The organism is Enterovibrio sp. FF113 (genome assembly GCF_041439165.1).
Taxonomy (GTDB): Bacteria; Pseudomonadota; Gammaproteobacteria; order Enterobacterales; family Vibrionaceae; genus Enterovibrio; species Enterovibrio norvegicus_A.
In genome coordinates this window covers 145,454-164,949 of the sequence record NZ_JBGONO010000012.1, presented here as the reverse complement: position 1 = coordinate 164,949, position 19,496 = coordinate 145,454, and the positions used below count along the sequence as shown (strand labels likewise).

At 48.1% G+C, this 19,496-nt stretch carries 14 protein-coding genes and 1 riboswitch; of the genes, 1 reads left to right on the top strand and 13 read right to left on the bottom strand.

Annotation, left to right across the window (positions count from 1 at the left end; all coding sequences use genetic code 11):
• Window positions 1-123 precede the first annotated feature (123 nt).
• Window positions 124-1,479, bottom strand: a complete 1,356-nt coding sequence (gene lysC, locus ACED36_RS11820; RefSeq protein ID WP_371733294.1) for a lysine-sensitive aspartokinase 3 — start codon at window positions 1,477-1,479, stop codon at window positions 124-126.
• A 107-nt stretch (window positions 1,480-1,586) separates the two neighbouring features.
• A riboswitch (Lysine riboswitch) is annotated at window positions 1,587-1,761 on the bottom strand.
• Between the two features lie 215 nt (window positions 1,762-1,976).
• Between lysC and ACED36_RS11815 the strand changes: the two genes are divergently transcribed.
• A complete protein-coding gene (locus ACED36_RS11815) occupies window positions 1,977-3,095 on the top strand; it encodes an alanine--glyoxylate aminotransferase family protein (RefSeq protein WP_016960845.1) in 1,119 nt (372 codons plus the stop codon).
• A 78-nt stretch (window positions 3,096-3,173) separates the two neighbouring features.
• Here the strand turns inward: ACED36_RS11815 and ACED36_RS11810 are convergent, their stop codons facing one another.
• The 12 genes from ACED36_RS11810 to ACED36_RS11755 all read right to left on the bottom strand — a co-directional run bounded on the left by ACED36_RS11810 (window position 3,174) and on the right by ACED36_RS11755 (window position 19,476).
• Complete coding sequence (locus ACED36_RS11810) at window positions 3,174-4,796, bottom strand: Wzy polymerase domain-containing protein (protein ID WP_016960844.1); 1,623 nt, start codon at window positions 4,794-4,796, stop codon at window positions 3,174-3,176.
• Window positions 4,797-4,874: 78 nt separating this feature from the next.
• Window positions 4,875-7,697, bottom strand: coding sequence for an excinuclease ABC subunit UvrA (gene uvrA, locus ACED36_RS11805; protein WP_016960843.1), 2,823 nt, complete (start codon window positions 7,695-7,697; stop codon window positions 4,875-4,877).
• Window positions 7,698-7,854: 157 nt separating this feature from the next.
• Complete coding sequence (galU, locus tag ACED36_RS11800; protein ID WP_016960842.1) at window positions 7,855-8,721, bottom strand: UTP--glucose-1-phosphate uridylyltransferase GalU; 867 nt, start codon at window positions 8,719-8,721, stop codon at window positions 7,855-7,857.
• A 116-nt stretch (window positions 8,722-8,837) separates the two neighbouring features.
• Window positions 8,838-10,151, bottom strand: coding sequence for a flippase (locus tag ACED36_RS11795; RefSeq protein ID WP_371733293.1), 1,314 nt, complete (start codon window positions 10,149-10,151; stop codon window positions 8,838-8,840).
• Window positions 10,152-10,161: 10 nt separating this feature from the next.
• The gene (locus ACED36_RS11790; protein WP_017007066.1) at window positions 10,162-11,883 is read right to left on the bottom strand and encodes an SLC13 family permease; all 1,722 of its coding nucleotides are present in this window, start codon (window positions 11,881-11,883) and stop codon (window positions 10,162-10,164) included.
• 3 nt (window positions 11,884-11,886) lie between these two features.
• Window positions 11,887-12,930 carry a glycosyltransferase family 4 protein gene (locus ACED36_RS11785; RefSeq protein WP_016960839.1) on the bottom strand — a complete coding sequence of 348 codons (1,044 nt, stop codon included), beginning with the start codon at window positions 12,928-12,930 and terminating at the stop codon, window positions 11,887-11,889.
• On the bottom strand, window positions 12,930-13,742 hold the full coding sequence (locus ACED36_RS11780; RefSeq protein WP_016960838.1) for a putative capsular polysaccharide synthesis family protein: 813 nt from the start codon (window positions 13,740-13,742) through the stop codon (window positions 12,930-12,932). Before ACED36_RS11780 ends, ACED36_RS11785 begins: the two co-directional genes overlap by 1 nt.
• Window positions 13,739-14,989: an O-antigen ligase family protein gene (locus ACED36_RS11775; RefSeq protein WP_371733292.1), complete on the bottom strand. Its 1,251-nt coding sequence runs from the start codon at window positions 14,987-14,989 to the stop codon at window positions 13,739-13,741. The genes ACED36_RS11780 and ACED36_RS11775 overlap by 4 nt, the downstream gene beginning before the upstream one ends.
• The gene (locus tag ACED36_RS11770) at window positions 14,973-16,046 is read right to left on the bottom strand and encodes a glycosyltransferase (RefSeq protein WP_016960836.1); all 1,074 of its coding nucleotides are present in this window, start codon (window positions 16,044-16,046) and stop codon (window positions 14,973-14,975) included. Before ACED36_RS11770 ends, ACED36_RS11775 begins: the two co-directional genes overlap by 17 nt.
• A 64-nt stretch (window positions 16,047-16,110) precedes the next feature.
• Window positions 16,111-17,520 carry a sulfate adenylyltransferase subunit CysN gene (gene cysN, locus ACED36_RS11765; RefSeq protein WP_016960835.1) on the bottom strand — a complete coding sequence of 470 codons (1,410 nt, stop codon included), beginning with the start codon at window positions 17,518-17,520 and terminating at the stop codon, window positions 16,111-16,113.
• 52 nt (window positions 17,521-17,572) lie between these two features.
• A complete protein-coding gene (gene cysD / locus ACED36_RS11760) occupies window positions 17,573-18,490 on the bottom strand; it encodes a sulfate adenylyltransferase subunit CysD (protein ID WP_016960834.1) in 918 nt (305 codons plus the stop codon).
• A gap of 14 nt (window positions 18,491-18,504) precedes the next feature.
• Complete coding sequence (locus tag ACED36_RS11755) at window positions 18,505-19,476, bottom strand: DHH family phosphoesterase (RefSeq protein WP_016960833.1); 972 nt, start codon at window positions 19,474-19,476, stop codon at window positions 18,505-18,507.
• Between the last annotated feature and the right edge of the window lie 20 nt (window positions 19,477-19,496).

The window sequence follows — 19,496 nt, the reverse complement described above, 5'->3', positions numbered from 1 at the left end:
AAACGTGATGACTTTATTGATTGTGTTAGAGCGTGTTTTTAGGAGGGAAGGGGGAGTAGTGTCGTTAAAAATCAAACAAGCAGGAAGTTCCTGCTTGTTTAAAGTGAGTGTTTATCCTTTCGATTATTCGTTTTCAAACAGCTCTTTATGAAGTGCTCTTACTACGTCTTTTGATTCGTTTGTGCTCGTCAAAAAACACAGATTATGGCTGCTGGCACCATAGCAAATCATACGCAGATTATAGTCTTCGAGTGTTCCGAAAATTTTGGCAGCTGCGCCGCGTGACTCGCCCATATGGTTACCAATCAAAGCAACTAAGCACATATCTTGCTCCACGGTGACCTTACACAGTTTTGCTAACTCTTTTTCTGCACCGTCCGGTAAGGTGGGTGCCCCGCCACGGGTGTTTGTCTGATCAAGAGTCAAGGAAACACTGACTTCAGAAGTGGTGATGAGATCCACGGAGACCTTGTGCTTGGCCAGAATGTTGAAGACCTCGGCAAGAAAACCGTAAGCGTGGAACATATTCAGGCTAGTGAGCGTCACCATGGTTTGGTTGCAACGCAGTGCCAGTGCGCGAAATAGAGGAGATTGTTTCGCGGTATCGCGAATCCAAGTTCCACCTTGCTCAGGCGCTTTTGATGAGCCAACAAACACCGGTATATCGTGGCGCATTGCGGGTACTAAGGTGGATGGGTGCAAGATTTTCGCACCAAAATTGGCCATCTCAGACGCTTCACTGAAGCTGATTTCATCAATGGGGCTGGCTGCAGGCGCAATTCGAGGATCGGTACTGTAGATACCAGGCACATCCGTCCAGATTTCCAGTGAGGTTGCTTGCACGGCTTCTGCCAGCAACGCGGCGCTATAATCTGAACCACCACGGCCTAGGGTGGTGGTATTGCCGTCATTGTCCGCGCCAATGAAACCTTGGGTTACCGCGACCTTTGCATCACACAGCGGGCGCAGAATTCCTTGAGCATGAAAGGCAGTTTCAACCAAATCTGGGGTTGCATTGCCAAAGACATTGTCTGTTTTTAATATTTGGCGTACATCGACGCGTTCAGCATCAATGCCTTGGGCATTTAACAGGTGCGTGAAAATATGCGTAGACATCAATTCGCCGCATGCAACCAGGCTATCCGTTAAACGGTCAGAAGGGGACGTTGCAGCGGCAGTTGCGAAAGTTGCAACTTCATCAAGAACGTCATTGATGGCAATGTCCACCGCTGCGTTCGCAGGCAAGTGTTCCAAAATACTGAAGTGAATATCGGCAATTTTGGCCAACACATCTTGTTGTTTTTTTGCATCGGCAACACCATTTGCCAATTCAACCAGTAAATTTGTCACGCCAGAACAAGCGCTAATCACTACCAGTCGAGTGTCTGAATTCCCTTTGATCACCGATGCGCTGTTTGACATAGCAGCGTAGTCGGCGACACTCGTGCCGCCAAATTTTGCGACATTTAATGCGTTCACTTCCCTTTATCTCCCTTAATTGCGAATGGAGTTATCCCAAAATATTTGAAACTTAAAATAGTAAAAATTGTATGGCAGTAAGAGGGCGGGTACGGAAGAAAGGATATTTCTCCAGAAGCGCTCCATCTCATTAGAGATGACAATCCGAAGGATTCAACCCTCAAGACCGACAATCCAACCCCCAAGGTTTGGTTTTGTCTCGGCGTCTATCCCCTGATCGGTTTGCTTTGGAGTTGGGGCTCCGCAAACAGACTGCCTGATAGACGCGCCTCTTCTGCTTTTGCGTGGCAAAAATGCACTGCGCAAAAATTGCTCTCTATTGATAATGTTTTGTGACGTTTTTGTCAATTACCGATTGCATCAACTTGCATCTCTTTTCGATTCAGTCGATCAAATGAAGCATGACGAAGCTTGGGTTTATGCGTGGACGGGGGTTTGGCAAATGCAGTTCCGGTGATAGGGTAAGTAAACGAATGGATGCTTATGGAGAGCCGACAATGACAATATCCCGATTTATTCCGCCGCAACGTACCTTGATGGGCCCTGGCCCTTCAGACGTATCACCGCGGGTATTGCAAGCTTTGTCCCAGCCAACGATTGGTCACTTAGACCCACTTTTTGTCGGCATGATGGATGAGGTTAAGGCGCTACTTCAATACGCATTCCAAACTGAAAACGCGTTCACCATTGCTGTTTCTGCCCCCGGCAGCGCGGGCATGGAAACGTGCTTTGTTAACCTGATTGAGCTGGGCGATACCGTTATCGTTTGCCGCAATGGCGTGTTTGGCGACCGTATGCGGGAAAACGTAGAACGCTGCGGTGCAACGGCGGTAATGGTAGACGATGAGTGGGGTAAGCCAGTTGACCCCGCCAAAGTTGAACAAGCATTGCGTGACAACCCTCAGGCGTCATTGTTGGCATTTGTGCATGCAGAAACCTCTACCGGTGCGCTTAGTGACGCAAAAACGTTATCGGCTTTAGCGAGAGAGCATGATTGCTTGACCATTGTCGACGCTGTGACTTCGTTAGGCGGTGTGCCATTGCTGGTGGATGAATGGCAACTGGATGCGGTGTATTCCGGCAGCCAAAAATGCCTGTCTTGCGTACCAGGATTATCGCCCGTGACCTTCTCTCCACGCGCGGTTGAGAAAATGCAGAAGCGCACTGAGAAAGTACAAAGCTGGTTCCTCGATCAGAGCCTGGTGCTCGCATATTGGAGTGGCACAGGTAAGCGCAGTTACCATCACACTGCACCTGTAAATAGCTTATATGCGCTCCATGAATCGCTGCTGATGCTCAAACAAGAAGGGCTAGAAAATGCATGGCAGCGTCATCGCGAGATGCATGCGTTGTTGAAAGCCGAACTTGAATCGTTGGGCATCCGCTTTCTTGTCGATGAAGCCGATCGTCTTCCACAGCTAAATGCAGTGTCAGTGCCTGATGGTATTGATGATGCCAGCGTGCGTAGTCGTTTGCTCAATGAATACAACCTTGAGATAGGCGCAGGACTCGGCGCATTAGCAGGCAAAGCATGGCGTATTGGCTTGATGGGATACACCGCGAGAAAAGAAAATGTTGCCCTGTGCGCCAAAGCATTAAAGGACGTATTGGGTTAGTCATAGACCCGATCATCAATTGACAAAAAACGCCTCTCGGGGCGTTTTTTATTGTCAGTGTTTGGTCGCGCGGGATAGTTACTCAGAAAACGAGGGTTGAAATACACGGTTAGGAAACAATGAGTTGGCTTCCTGTTTTATCTGTTTCGCCATCGCTTTGTTGCCCGTTAACATTGCAAGCTCAATCAGTGACTGATAATCATCGGCGTTCGGGTTTAACGTTAGTCGCTGTACTTGCTGGCGTAAATAAGCCTCCTGCGCACGTATATCTCTGCGCTCTACGCTGGTAAGAAATGCACGTTTTCCAGCTTCTTCATGATAGAAACTGCGCCACCATGGGTGTGCCTGATATTGAGCCAGTTTGCTATCACTGATTTGATAGGTATGCAGCGCCTGCTCACCAAGATACACAGAACTTAACACAACGGTGGATGCCAAAATCAAACTTGAAGAGGCAACCAGTTTGACGGTTTTTATTGGGCGTACGGAAATGCGTTGATAGCGAGCTGACAGGTTATCAATCCAATAGAGCAAGACCACAAATAGCAAAGCCAACGCCGGATTCACACTGACAAAAGGCGTTACAACAATGCCGATTAATGATGGCAACATGATGGCCGTTAGCATTAAACGTGTCCCCCAAGGGGCATCATTTAGGCGTCGAATCACCAATACAGTAAGCAATCCAATACCTGCGCAAAGAGCAAGTCCACCTTCGGTGAGCGATTTGACTAACCAACTAGGGTGAAGGGTGGGCATTGGCAATACATTCTTAGATTCAACACCGAAAAGTAACTGTGCAGTGAACTGCTGGCCTAGGCCGACCCCTTCAAATTGTGCGCTTTTTAGCAGCGCTAAGGATTGTTCGACAACGGAAAACTCTTGCGTTGAAAAGCGGGGAGAGAACAAGGCGGCAGACGGTAGCCAGTCAGCATAACCTGCGATCAAAAAACCTAAAAAAACGGCGCAGTTCCAAAGCCCATGATGAAGCTTACGACAAAAGCGATACAAGAATGGCTGGATGAGAATAATGATCAGCACTGCAATGGTAACTAGCCATGCTTGGCGTAAGGCCATAAGGGCGCATAACGTCACTGTTGGTGTTGCCAATAATAGGATGTGAACGGGCGCAATGTTGCGTTTGTAGACGCGAGTACGCGCGAGTAGATATGCCGACAGTGCCACTGATGTGAGTAACACAATACTGGCGGTGTCTTGGTACAAGCTATCAGTTTGCCAAGCCAATTCTTGTAATCCTGACGTATTCAGAATACTGGGTAGGAAAAACAAAAATGCAACTAGCCAACCCGACAGTAACGGTAGCCAAAGCAAGTATTGGCGCTGTAAATGGTTGAAACTGAATTGTTGTAAGGTGCTAAATGTGAGTAGCGCGATGGCAATACTGGAGACATGCCAAAGCGATGCACCAAAACTAGCGTGAAGGTAAAACGCGGGTACAACGGAAAACAGCGCACTGAGTGACAGCCATCCAGTGAGAGATGTCCTGCAAAAACGTTTTTGGCGTGCAATTTCCCAAAGCCCAAAACAAACGATGGCGACCGCTAATAAAAAAGTGAGCGCAATAGAGGGGTGCTGTATGCCAGACACCGCAAGCTGGATCTGATTCAAAGGAAGACAGAACAGAAACAGTGCGGCCATAGCAATCAATACTGGCTTGACCAATGGCTTACTGGCCACCATTGATGGCCAGTGAAGATGGAGTCGTGTTGTTGGCATGCTTAACTTATTCAGTACCTAACGTTCGATGATATCGGCTTTTTACGCGAGAAGCGGCTTCAAAAAGCGTGCAGTATGCGATTCTTTCGATTTCGCTACTTTCTCAGGTGTGCCTTCAGCAATGATCATTCCGCCGCCATTACCACCTTCAGGACCCAAATCAACAATCCAGTCTGCGGTCTTAATGACATCCAAATTATGTTCGATAACCACGATAGTGTTCCCGTGATCGCGAAGACGATGCAATACATTCAGTAGCTGTTGGATGTCGTGAAAATGCAGCCCCGTTGTTGGTTCATCCAAAATATACAACGTCTTACCGGTATCTCGCTTAGAAAGCTCTTTTGCAAGCTTAACACGTTGCGCTTCACCGCCAGATAACGTCGTTGCCGCTTGGCCCAGACGAATGTATGACAGACCCACATCCATTAAGGTTTGCAGCTTACGTGCGATGGCTGGTACTGCATCAAAGTATTCACGAGCATCTTCGACCGTCATTTGCAGCACTTCGTCGATGGTTTTTCCTTTGTAGCGAATTTCCAATGTTTCTCGATTATAGCGTTTGCCCTTACAGAGATCACAAGGAACATAAACATCAGGTAAGAAGTGCATTTCAACTTTAATCACGCCATCGCCCTGACATGCTTCACAGCGACCCCCTTTGACGTTAAAGCTGAAGCGCCCCACTTTATAGCCACGCGTGCGCGACTCTTGAGTACCTGCAAACAGCTCACGAATAGGGGTAAAAATACCGGTATAAGTTGCGGGGTTTGAGCGAGGTGTACGACCTATCGGGCTCTGATCAATGTCGATCACCTTGTCAAAGTGGTTAATCCCTTCAATATCTTTAAACGGGGCGGGCTCGCCAGTGGTCGCGCCATTTAAACGCTGGTGGGCAATTTTGTAAAAGGTGTCATTGATAAGTGTCGATTTACCTGAGCCAGATACACCAGTGACACACGTAAACAAACCGACAGGCAGTGTCAGGTTAACGTTTTTCAAGTTATTACCCGATGCACCTTTGAGCTTCACTACTTTCGTTTTGTCATACGGCACACGTTTAGCTGGAATATCGATTTTCTTCTTACCACTAAGGTACTGACCTGTTAGTGAAGCCTCATTAGTAATGATGTCTTCATAGGTGCCTTCTGCAACGACGAAACCGCCGTGAACACCAGCTCCGGGGCCAATATCAATAATGTGGTCAGCCGCACGAATAGCATCTTCATCATGCTCAACCACGATCACTGTATTACCGAGGTTACGCAGGTGGTTCAGTGTGCTGAGCAGACGTTCATTGTCACGTTGGTGAAGACCAATTGAAGGTTCATCAAGCACATACATCACACCGACTAAGCCCGCACCAATTTGGCTGGCCAAGCGAATACGCTGAGCTTCACCGCCGGAGAGTGTATCTGCACTGCGCGATAGGTTGAGGTAGTTCAAGCCGACATTGACCAAAAAGTGCAAGCGGTCATGAATCTCTTTCATCACCTTGTCGGCGATCTGCGCACGTTGCCCGGTCAAAGAGAGATCTGCAAAAAACGTCAATGCTTGATGAATGCTCATTTCGCACACGGTCGGCAAATTGGTTTCGCCAATAAATACATGACGTGCTTCTTCGCGAAGTCGAGATCCGCCGCAGCTAGAGCAAGGCTTGTTGGCAATATATTTCGCTAACTCTTCACGTACTGCCATAGATTCAGTGTCGCGATAGCGCCGATTAAGGTTATTTAAGATGCCTTCGAATGGGTGCTTGCGTACGGTGAGATCGCCGCGGTCATTGACATATTTAAAGTCGATGTTGGTTTTACCTGAGCCGTCGAGTACCACATCGCGAATCGCGTCAGGCAAGTCTTGCCATGGCGTTTCGATGTCGAACTTATAGTGCTCTGCCAATGAAGTTAACATTTGAAAATAGTAAAAATTGCGACGGTCCCAGCCACGAATAGCACCACCCGCCAAGCTAACCGCGACATTTTGCACAACGCGATTTTCATCGAAATACTGCTGCACGCCCAAGCCATCGCAAGTCGGGCAGGCGCCCGCTGGGTTGTTGAATGAAAACAGGCGTGGTTCCAATTCCTGCATACTGTAGCCGCAGTGCGGACAGGCAAAGTTTGCAGAGAAAATAAGATCGTCGCCATCGCCATCCATGTGGCTAATCACCGCCGTGCCGCCGGTTAATTCCAGTGCAGTTTCAAATGATTCCGCTAGGCGCTGATGAAGGTCGTTGCGCACTTTAAAGCGATCAACGACCACTTCAATCGTGTGTTTTTTATGAAGTTCAAGTGTCGGTGGATCGGAAAGATCGCACACTTCTCCGTCGATACGGGCACGAATAAAGCCATGGGCGACCAAGTTTTCAAGGGTTTTGAGGTGCTCGCCTTTGCGCTCTTTGACAATTGGCGCCAGCAACATCAGTTTGGTGCCTTCTTCCATCTCCAGCGCTTTATCTACCATCTGACTGACGGTTTGTGCTTCCAATGTCACGTTGTGCGTGGGACAGCGCGGATCGCCGACTCGCGCGTAGAGCAGACGCAGGTAATCGTAAATTTCAGTGATGGTACCCACGGTTGAGCGCGGGTTATGCGAAGTGGATTTTTGCTCAATGGAGATCGCGGGCGAAAGGCCCTCGATGTGGTCAACATCTGGTTTTTCCATCAGTGACAAAAACTGACGAGCATAAGCAGACAGCGATTCAACATAACGACGTTGGCCTTCCGCATACAAGGTATCGAATGCGAGAGAGGATTTTCCTGAACCGGAAAGCCCTGTGATCACAATCAGCTTATCGCGAGGGATCGTCAGGTTAATGTTTTTCAGGTTATGGGTGCGAGCCCCTCTGACGTCAATTGTATCCATGTCTACCTTGCCTACTTATCAGACCTGAGTCTGAAGAAAAACGGATGAGAGGAGTATCCCACAATATCGTGTAATGAAAAAGAAGAAAGCTGTATAAATATACAGCCTTCTTGGTTTAAATAGCGACGATATTAAACGTGAAACTCGCGAAAAAAGATCATTCGCATTTGACGGTTTTCTGAGGCTGTTTAGGCGCGTCAGATTGAAGGTAAATATTTTGATAACAGTAGTTAGTCGCTTCAATAAAGCCTTCTACACTGCCACAGTCAAAACGTTCGCCTTTGAATTTGTATGCGAGCACACAACCGGTTTGCGCTTGTTGTAGCAATGCATCGGTGATCTGGATTTCTCCGTTTTTACCCGGCTCCGTTGTCTCCAGAATATCAAAAATATCTGGAGTTAGGATGTAACGGCCAATGATGGCAAGGTTACTTGGCGCTGTGCCCGGCTCGGGTTTTTCAACCATATTATCAACGCGAAACAGGTTATCTTTGATTTCTTGGCCTGAAATAACGCCGTATTTATGTGTCTCGTCGTCTGGCACTTCTTCCACGGCGACAATTGAGCAACGGAACTGTTTGTACAGTGCGACCATTTGCGACAAAACGCCTTGATCTTGGTTGACACAAAGGTCATCGGCAAGGACAACGGCAAAGGCTTCGTCACCGACCAAATCACGTCCGGTCAGTATGGCGTGTCCAAGACCGCGCATTTCTTTTTGGCGAATATACGTAAAAGATGCGGCATCAATGGTGGCGCGAATATCTTCCAGCAGAGCTTCTTTATTGGTGCCTTTTATTTGATGCTCAAGTTCGTAGTTTTTATCGAAATGATCCATCAGGCTGTGCTTACCACGTCCCGTCACGATACACATACCGTCAATTCCTGCCTCAATGGCTTCGTCGACGCCGTATTCAATTAACGGTTTGTTGACGATTGGCATCATCTCTTTGGGCATGGATTTTGTGGCAGGCAAAAAGCGGGTTCCGTAACCCGCTGCCGGGAATAGGCACTTCTTAATCATCAGATATCCTTAATTTTTTACATCTAACTAACTGTGGGTCATGTCGTTCTAATTGGGCAATAAATACTACCACTAACCCATGACAATATTGATTCTTTCTTAGAGTATGGCTTCGTTCAGCCTATAGGCCAAAAGCCGAGGCGCTTTTTCACTTTGTGCAGCGCTAACAGATTCTGAGTGCTGACACCTATGCTCACCGCAATAGCCGCACCGAGTATTCCCCATATAGACGTAAATATAACCGTTAGAGTCACGGTTAAAACCCCAGTAAAAACGGTGACGTTACGCATGTCTTTTTCATAGCCACACATGGTCAGCAAGAAACCGACCGAGCCTGTCATCACGTTGATCGTCTGACCGATAGCCAGAATAACAAGTAGTTGTCCTGATTGAGAAAAGGCATTTCCAAACAAAGACATGATGGCATTTGGCCAAATAAGTACGATAAACAATACGGGGAGTGAAAAGCCAATCATCAACCGTGTTGATAACTGTGCCAATCTCTTAAGCTGATTGAATTCATTGGCTTTATACAACGCTGAGAATCGAGGTGCCGCGACGAAGTTTACCACCATCAACATAAAACTGATGAGCATAGAGGTGCGCTGCGCCGCAGAAAAAAATGCAACCTCCTCGCTGGTTACAAAAAAGCCAACGATCACGACTGATGCCCAAGGGATCGCCTGCCCGGTTGCTGAAATAAGCCAAAGGTTGGGGGCTGCTCCCCAAAGGGCAGGCATACGTAAATGGGTACTATCGATGCGATGTTCAGGCACGTTGAACCACAGCCATAAGCCAGCGATAACAACCAGCACTGACGCCAAGACATAGACGAAAGAAGCGCTGCTAGCGAGAGGAACCGCTTGATAGTGTGGCAAATAAAGCAGCGCGGGGAGCGCAATTATCGTAACCCCAAGTTGCATTGAACAGACCGATGCAATCACTTTTCGTGTTGCTTGAAGGGCGTACCCATTTAAGAAAAATAGGCTGACAAAAGGGATAGCCGCTGCAAAATAACGCAACGTTGCTGTTGCTTCGGGTTTATTGAACACTGCATCAGCTAGCCAGGGCGAACAGAGATAGACAATTACGCCAGATAACACTGAAACGGGCACGACCGCAGCGTAAGCATTGGTAAATACCTGATTGGTTTGCACCGGGTTATCGGAGGTATGGGATTGACCAATAAAGCGCAGTATGGCGTTATCCATACCGAGTAAACACAAAGTGCCGATCAATGTGGCAAGGCTTAAACCAAGGAAAAACAAACCTGATTGTTCAGCGCCGAGTACGCGCGCGACGACAACACTAAGTAAAAAAGCAGCGCCTGCTGCGAACACGCGAAATAGTGCGGCTAGGGCAGCATGGTAAAGAAACTGCCGACGATCTGGCGACATGGATTGAACGCGGCTTATGAGGGTGGAAAGCATGACTCGATCCTCACCAAGGGAATGCAAGTGGAACAAGAGTGATAACGCCAAGTCCGTAAATCACAGTCAGGGGCAAACCCGCTTTGATATAGTCTTTGGGTTGGTAGCGTCCGGCTGTAAACACCATTAGGTTGGTTTGGTAACCAAACGGCGAGAGAAAGCTGGCGCTGGCTGCGAAAGCGACGGTCATGATATAAGGCATGGGATCAACTTGGTACTGGGCGGCAATGGCGAGCCCAATAGGAAATGCAATCGCCGCTGCGGCATTGTTGGTGATAAGTTCCGTCATTACCCATGTGGCGAGGTACAACATGACTAAAGCCCCAAACGGGCCACTGTTTTGGCTCCATGACATCATGTTAGAGGCAATATTATCTGCCAATCCTGTCTGGCTAATGGCCTGAGCAAGTCCAAGCGCTGAGCCGACGACCAAGACCAATTCAAATGGGAATCGACGACGAAGGTCGTGTATCGACACCAGTCGACTACCAATTGCGGCTGCCAGAAGTAAAATCAGTCCTTTGTACAGCGGCAACACTTCAACGAAGCTCGCGAGCAATGCAATGACAGCACCTAAGCAAAATAACGCGGATTGTCGTGCGCTGAGAAATGTCCCGTGTTGGCGCTCTCCGACTAAGACGAAGTTTTGTACTAGCGTATCGCGACGATAAAAATCGTCACCCACTGCCAATACCAACAAATCACCGCCTTGCAGTCTGACTTGACCGAGACCGCCTCGAAGTTGATGGTCACCGCGCTTTACGGCAACAACTGCTGCGTCAAATTGCGTGCGAAAATTGAGAGATTTAATGGTCTTCCCTGACACCATGGCATGCGGTGCCACCACCACGTCCATTAAGTTATCAGAGGGCAATTTCTCGCCTTGGGAGTGAAGGGTGAGGCCTTTAAAGCGAGCCAACAGTGGCGTAGCCTCAAGATCACCAGAAAACACTAAAACGTCATTTGCTTGCAGTGGTTCACTGGGCGTGACGGGGGAAATGATTCGGTCACCGCGAATGATCTCCACGAGAAATAGTCTTTCTAGGTGCCGGAGTCCGCTGGCTTCAACGCTAAGGCCTATCATGGGGGAGTCAGCATCAAGGCGGGATTCGAGTAAGTACTGGTTTGTGTCGTTGTCGGGAGCCGTATCGCGGCTTGGTAAAAGAGGCAGTGAAAGAAAAACAATCACCACAATACCAATGACAAACAACGGACCACCGACCAAGGTGAAATCGAAGAAATTGATCCCCTCAAATCCGGCATTGAGGGTGAAGCCATTAACCAGCAAATTGGTAGATGTCCCAATTAAGGTCATGGTGCCACCAAGGATCGCGGCATAAGAGAGCGGAATAAGCAGCTTACTGCCTGGATGCTTGGTGCGTGTCATGCTGCGCATCAGTGTTGATACTACGGCCGTGTTGTTAATGACCGCCGATAACAATCCGGCTGACACTGTGGTTTGCAATACGACACGACGCAAGCTTCCGCGAGTGCACCAGTGACCGAGAGCGCTGATTAAAACTGTGCGTTCCAGTATCACTGACACCAGTATCAGCAAAACCAAAGTGATGAGTGCCGGATTGGTGAAGTTATTAAAAAGTTGATTAGCCGGCACGATATCTGCGAGAAGCAATACCGTGAAAACTGCACCAAACACCAATGCAGGACGAAGGCTGGTGAAAACCAATGTCACCAGTAATCCCACTATAATGAGTGCGACTAACCAACTCACCGGCTACACCTCGTAGATGGACAGTAAGGTGTTACGTTGCTTATCGGCACTGAAATCGTTGTTAAATAGCATAAGTGCGCTTTGGTAGTCCGGGTGTTCGGGATGGCGACAAAATTCCACGATTTGCTTTGCCATCGTTTCTGGTGAGCTAACCATATATGGATACGGTAGGCTTTGCGTTGCGCCAATAATGCGCAAAATCATCGGTACCTGCATGCGAGCAGCTTCAAGAAGTGTTAATGGCATGCCCTCCCATGCTGCAGCATGCAGATAGAGATCGGCATTTTGCAGTGTTTGCATGACCTGTTGGTGGGGAATCATCCCCGTTACTTCTATGCCAACCTTTCTTAGTGCTTCTTCTTGTTCCTGATCGCCCCCCCCCAACCAGCGGATATGTATCTGCTCATACTCGGGGTAGGCTTTTAAACTTCTTACGGTTTCGAGCAAAAAACCTGGGTCTTTTTGTGCAGACACGCGACCAACCACGACGACATTGAAGGGAGGAGGCGCTGACTTTTCCGCTTTATTGTTTATTAATTCGCTGGGTAAATCGGCGTAATTATTGAGATGAACAGCACGCTTGGCGCCAAGTTCTAATGCCAGCTCGCATTCACGCTCACTGCACCCTGCCACCACATCAATACGCGATAATCCTAGCTGTTCAAGGCGCATGTACGCGTTTTGCATCAAATCAGAAATGTCGCGTCGTTCAAATGCATAACAGTGCGGCGTATAAACAATGCTAGCGTTGCCTTTGGGCAAATAGCGCCCGAGAAAGCCAGCGAAGCTCGAATGCAGATGAATGATATCGGGCTGAATTTCTTTTACTGCATGACGCGCTGCGCGATAGAAAGCGAGCAGTCCGCCTTCTACGGTTTTTACCTCATCAAACAGTGACTGGATTGCCATGCCCGTATTGTCTTTAGGGCGCAAACGGGCGAGCAAATTATGATGAATTGGATCATCTTTTGTCGAGCGAGCATAGCTACACAGGGCAGTTTGAATACCGCCACCAAATGCCTCGGTGATATGGAGAACTGTTTTCATCACTTGCTCCATTTGTTTTTAAAGCGTGTGATTTCTTCTTCACTGTAGACTGCGCGATACAGTGGCGCGTCATAAAGATGGAACAAACGTTCAAACGAATAGGTTTCTTTAAAGCGTTGATAAAGCGCAGAATACCACTTGTTAGATCCTTCGTTGCTGGACTCAAGCGTGAACTCCGGATGATCTAAAAAAGTGGCCAACACATCGGCAGATTGATTGATAGCTTCGCATTTCATCAGCAAGACATCGCAACCATTTTGTTCAATGTGCCAATGGGTTTGTGTTGGATCGGAAATGTGCTTGAGCACATCTACGCCAAACCGACGCTTTAGCTCTCGGTCAAACCATTCAGTGAAATAATCCAAATGCATTTGGTTTTCAAACGCATCGGTGAGGTGCTTTAGCGTGGCATCGATGTCACCGTGAATCGCATCATTCTTTTTACCCGAAATAAACTGGATGTGCAGATCTTGAAAGAAACGAGAAACCACGGTGGCCACAGGATCACGAACCAAGGTGATGATTTTGAGGTAATCACGTTTTTGCAGCACGCGGCAGCGATGCGCCAACGTCAATCTATATGCGGTTCGTACTGGCCAATCAAAGAAACAGGCAACATCAGCGGTATTGCGGTACATCTGGAACTCTTCATTGTCATCAAAGGTATGAATGTGCCAGCTTGGGATCCCTGCATGTTCGAGTGATGCTTCGATAGATGACGAGCCAACTTTGCCCATTTGGTATACCAAAACGAAATCCTTTTCGCGCAGAGTTTGGTCGAAGGCGCGTTGTCGGGCCAGACTGAATTTCATTGCTTATCCTTATGCATAACGACGTTTGAAAATGGTTTAGCGGTGACGGTGGTTTTTATTGATCGAGTATTTATCGATGGGTCTGGTGACTCTTGAGTCTCTGCGCGAGTGTTGACGAAGAACGGGAATAAAAACATCAGCATGATGGTGCTGTTGATGGCAACAAACAGCACCATCGCAAGAATGTAGACGGCCATAAGAAACGCGACAGGGTTTAGCATGCGCTGATGGAATAGCTGGCGCATGCTAAGCACAAAACCGCCAATGAGGATCGTAAGACCCACAAGGCCGTACTCGATCGCAACATCAAGCGCAAAATTATGGGTATAGATGGCCAGTTCCTGATTATGGAAATAATTCGCCATGTATTCCGGCAGCATTTTGGGGCCGACACCAAAAATGGGGTGCTCTAAAAACAGCGAGAAGCCATTAGCAAGGAGCAGTTTTCGCCACACTTCAGAATCCCAACGGGCTTGCTCTTGGTCGGCAAACAGAATGTCAAACTGTGTAAACTCTAGATGGTTTAATATGGCAGGGAGCCCCATCAGAGACCAGATAGAAAACAGGGCGATAATGGCACCAAAAAAAACCATAAAGCCGAGAGTATGAAAGGCGCGTTGCGTCTTGGCATCGCCCACCTTGCGACAAAATGCGTAGTCACATGCAATCATCAGCATGACGCCAAGTAACGCTTTTCGCTCGCCAGACATCACTAATAAAACCAACGCGATGCCAAGTAGAATATGGCTGAAACGGATGTGATCACGCATCAGATACAACATCACGCAGCAGAAACCAAAGAAGTACTTGGTGTTAGCGAGCTGTTTGAAATCGGGCATGCCTGGCTGCATTAAGTGCCAGATGGCGGTATAGACTGCGCCAGCGAATGCATAAAGTGCCACGATGGACAAAAAGCGTGGTGAAGCAAGCAGGTCTGCTTGATGAAGCACGCCGAGAAATGCGGCCACAGATAGCCATTGGATCATTTCAATCATGACCAGCTTGAAGGAGACATCACTGAGCACCCCAGCGAGCAGTATGTAAGCCACAAACACCAGAATAAAACCGGTTGCTTTGATGGTCGTTTGCTTCAACTTGCCTCGAAACAGGATAATGGTAAGAATGCCTAGGGCTGCAATACTTTCGAGATCCGCCAGATACAGTGAAATGCCAGACACATTCACTTTTAGTGGAACAAAAAACAAGATGACGGCAAGTGCCGCCAAATGCTCAAGAGGCCTTGCCATCGGCTAACCTCTGTTTGTTGTCGACTAATGATTGATAGGTGTCGTAGTACTGTTCACGAAATGCCGATAAGGTGAAGTGTTGGCAGCGCGAAACCGAATATTGTGCAGATGTTTGGTAGCTAGCGGCATCGTCGCACAGCGAGGCGACCATTTGTGCCAGCATCTTTTCATCACCCACGTTGAACAGAGATGCCTCGTTGTCGATAACCTCACTCATGCCTTGCACCCGTGACGCTAAAACAGGCAAGCCCGCAGCCATGGCTTCCACTGCGGCTAGACCAAATCCTTCGACAATGGAGCTTTGAACATAAATATCCACTCCGTCGAGAAACGCAGGAATATCCGCCCGGACACCATGAAAGATAACGCGATCATCTAACCCAAGCGATTTAACCAATGTTTGGTATTCCTCTCGTCGGTCGCCGTCACCAGCAAAATGAAGTTCGTACTTTGCTGGTAACAGGGCAAGTGCGCGGATCAACGTCGGATGATCTTTATACACATGAAAACGTCCGACCATACCGATGCGGATCGGCGAATCCGATTCAGGTCTTGACTTGGCAATTAACGGATACTTACTTAAATCAATCCCGTTTAAGATCACCTGATAATGACTTTTCCACTGTGGCAAAAATGCTTCTAACGCATGCTGAACCTGTTCGGTAATACACACTGTGGTGTGATAGCGCCAGTAGAGGAAAAACTCGAACGGCTTCATCCATGCATGATCACGACGACGATTGTGAGTGGCGTGCTCAGTTTGAATACGCTTCTTCCCAAAGGCCGCCAAGGCGATGTAGATAGACGGGAACAGATGCCCGTGCACCAAATCTGGCCAACGTAAAAGTTGCCATTTTTCTTTTAGTGACAGCCTATCCCACACATAACAGGCCACACCTTGTGCTTCTATTTCAGCACGGAAGTCATTGGTGTCTTCCAGCGTGATCACGCGAATTTCATAACCGTCAGGCGGCGGTGAAATCAAATCGATCACGAAACGCTGTGCGCCGCCATTGCGTGACAAGTCATTGATAATATGTAAAACCTTGACGGTCATGGGTGGTTCGCTCTCCTTGTCAGTGTGTAAAGACACAGTGTCCATGCTGTTTCTTTCTCGCTGATCACTTAATCGGTTTGGTTTCCCACTCAGGGAAGTGTTCACGAATATAGTGATTAAGCGCGACTTCAGCGGCAGTGTAGCTGCGGCTTTGCTGTGCTTCTTGCGACGAATGCAATGCTTCAACCATGCCAGCGGCAACGGTAATATTGCTCAGTCGGTCAATGACAATAAAGGCGCCCGTTTTACGAATGTCTGCGTAGTGATCGACCGCGACTGGTGCATTGAGTTGAAGCTCAACCACTCCAATTTCATTCAGTGCTAGTTCGTTGGCAGTCAGCGTTTCGAAATTGTTGATATCGATTTTATGCACGATGTTCGTGATTCGCCCAGTGACATTATGTGTCGCGAACTTGAAGTCATAATCGTGACGGGATTTCAGCGTATCTTGCGCCATCCAAACCAGACTGGCTGTAAGGCGGTCTGTAGATACCGGAGCCGTGTCTGCGTGAACCAACATGTCGCCACGTGAGATATCAATTTCATCAGCAAGGGTGACGGTGATGGCATTGTTTGGGGCAATGCTTTCCAGTTCGCCGTCGAAAGTCACAATGGCGGTGACAGTACTCTTCTGACCTGAAGGCAGTGCTACGACTTCATCGCCTTTGCGCAAAATGCCAGAAGCGAGCGTACCGCAGTAACCGCGAAATCCATCGTCAGGGCGATTAACGAACTGAACAGGAAAACGCATCAAATCAAGATTCTGATCTCGATTGATTTCCATGCCTTCTAAAAGCGCCATCAAAGATGGACCTGTGTACCACGGCATGTTGTCACTGTTGGACACGACATTGTCGCCAGTGAGCGCTGAAAGAGGGACGTAATGCACGTCTTTGATCCCAAGTTGTGCAGCCATTGCCTGATAGTCAGCTTTAATGCCATCAAACACAGCTTGGTCGAAATTGACCAAATCCATTTTGTTGATCGCGACAACAACGTGTCGAATCCCTAGCTTATTGACGATATAGCTATGGCGGCGAGTTTGGGTTAACAGCCCTTTACGTGCATCAATCATCACAATAGCTAATTCACAGTTAGATGCGCCTGTTGCCATGTTCCGTGTGTACTGTTCATGCCCTGGGCAATCGGCAATGATGAATTTGCGCTTTTCGGTCGAGAAATAGCGGTAGGCCACATCAATGGTGATGCCTTGCTCGCGCTCGGATTGCAGGCCATCGACCAACAAGGCAAGGTCGAGTGATTCGCCCGCGTTACCGACACGTGCATTGTCTTTGTGTAAGGTGGAAAGATGATCTTCAAAGATCAGCTTCGTGTCGTAAAGTAGGCGGCCGATCAATGTAGATTTACCGTCGTCGACACTGCCGCAGGTCAAAAGACGCAGCAGATCTTTATTTTCATGCTGATGGAGATACGCTTCGATATCCGAGGCTATCAGAGTTGAGCTATGGCTCATGGGGCATTCCTTATGCAAACAAGCAAATTCATTCAGTAAAGTGGTGAGGCTTTTAGAAGTAGCCTTCTCGTTTTTTCTGCTCCATAGAACCAGACTGATCGTGATCGATAACCCGACCTTGACGCTCAGAGGTTTTGGTTAACAGCATCTCTTGAATGATTTCAGGCAAGGTCGCAGCGGTAGATTCCACCGCGCCCGTTAATGGGTAGCAACCCAGGGTGCGAAAACGCACGGATTTCATTTCAACCTTCTCGCCTTTTTCTAATGGCATGCGCTCGTCATCTACCATGATTAGCGTGCCATCACGCTCGACAACCGGGCGCTGTTTGGCGAAATACAAAGGAACGATATCGATATTTTCCATGTAAATGTATTGCCAGATATCCAATTCAGTCCAGTTAGACAAAGGGAACACGCGAATGCTTTCGCCTTTGTTTACACGGCCGTTGTAAGTATCCCAAAGCTCCGGACGTTGATTCTTCGGATCCCAGCGATGGTGTTTATCTCGGAATGAGTACACGCGTTCTTTGGCGCGGCTCTTTTCTTCATCGCGACGGGCACCACCAAATGCAGCATCAAAACCATGCTTGTCCAGCGCCTGTTTTAGACCTTGTGTCTTCATGATGTCAGTGTGTTTTGCACTGCCGTGTTCAAAGGGACTGATCCCCATGTCGACGCCGTCTTGATTAATGTGAACAAGAAGATCTAGCCCCAGTTTTTTGGTGAATTCATCGCGAAACTGAATCATTTCCTTAAACTTCCACGTCGTATCGACGTGGAGTAGCGGGAAGGGCGGCTTACCGGGATAAAATGCCTTCATGGCAAGATGCAGCATCACCGCTGAGTCTTTGCCGATGGAGTACATCATCACGGGATTATCGAACTCAGCAGCGACTTCACGAATGATGTGAATCGATTCGTTTTCAAGCTGTTTGAGATGGGTCTGGTTTAGCGAAATCTTATCCACCATTGTGTATCCTTTTGTTACGTTGCCAGCGGATAACGCTGGTGGAACGCTTCTATAAATTCAGGGAGTAATTCTGCGGGCAGAGCATTGATGCCGGCGGCGGCTTTTCTGCCACCCCCAGTTGGAAATGCAGCGGCAAGTTCGTCTGCACCGATGCGATTTTTCAGTGGCGCTCGAATACTGACCAAGTAGCTACCGTCTGCTTTTTCGGTAATAACGGCATTGGCGACACTGGGGTCTTGGTTAGCAAGATCGTTTGAATACACGCCGCTAATACGGCGAGCCCAAGCTTCATCAGGCAACATGTAAACGCGCGAACCTGATTGCTCAGAAAAAGGCACAATGGCAGCCGCTTTCTCACTGTCATTCATAAAGCCATTCTCTAGTGTGTCGTATACATCAGGGCGTTCAGTTATAAAGTTAAATGGCGAAGGATATGGCGACATCAGTTTGTAAATCTCAGCAGGAGAGAACAACAAATCTGCCAGCGACGAGCCATAACCGTTGTAGTTGAGATAAGTACCAAATTGCTTGAGCGTGAGCCTATCTTGATCGCAAAGATCCGCTTTATTTGCCAGCGTATCGGCAACTGCAAACAAATTGTCACCATAAGCACCAACCAAAGCCCATTCGCGGTATCGGCCATCAAGCAGCTTATCGACGATCAAGCTAGTGCATGTATTGGCTGCAGTGTTGATGTGCGTGGTTAACCCATTGTGCTCAGGGATATCGTCTGGATTGTGGTGGTCGGCATAAAATACCCGCACGCCTTGCGACAGGAGATTATCCAACGCAGCCCGGTTTTTGCCCATGGCGACATCCAGCACAGTGACATCTTGTGCAATGGCAGGATCGACTTGCTTGAGCAAAGCAATATCACGTTTCACACCCGTGATCAGCACGCTGTCTTTTGGGGTGGCTAATCGAAGCTGTAAGAGTGCGCAAATCCCATCGGCATCGCCGTTAAATACATCAAAACTTGTCTTCATTCTTGTTATATGTCCTTGTC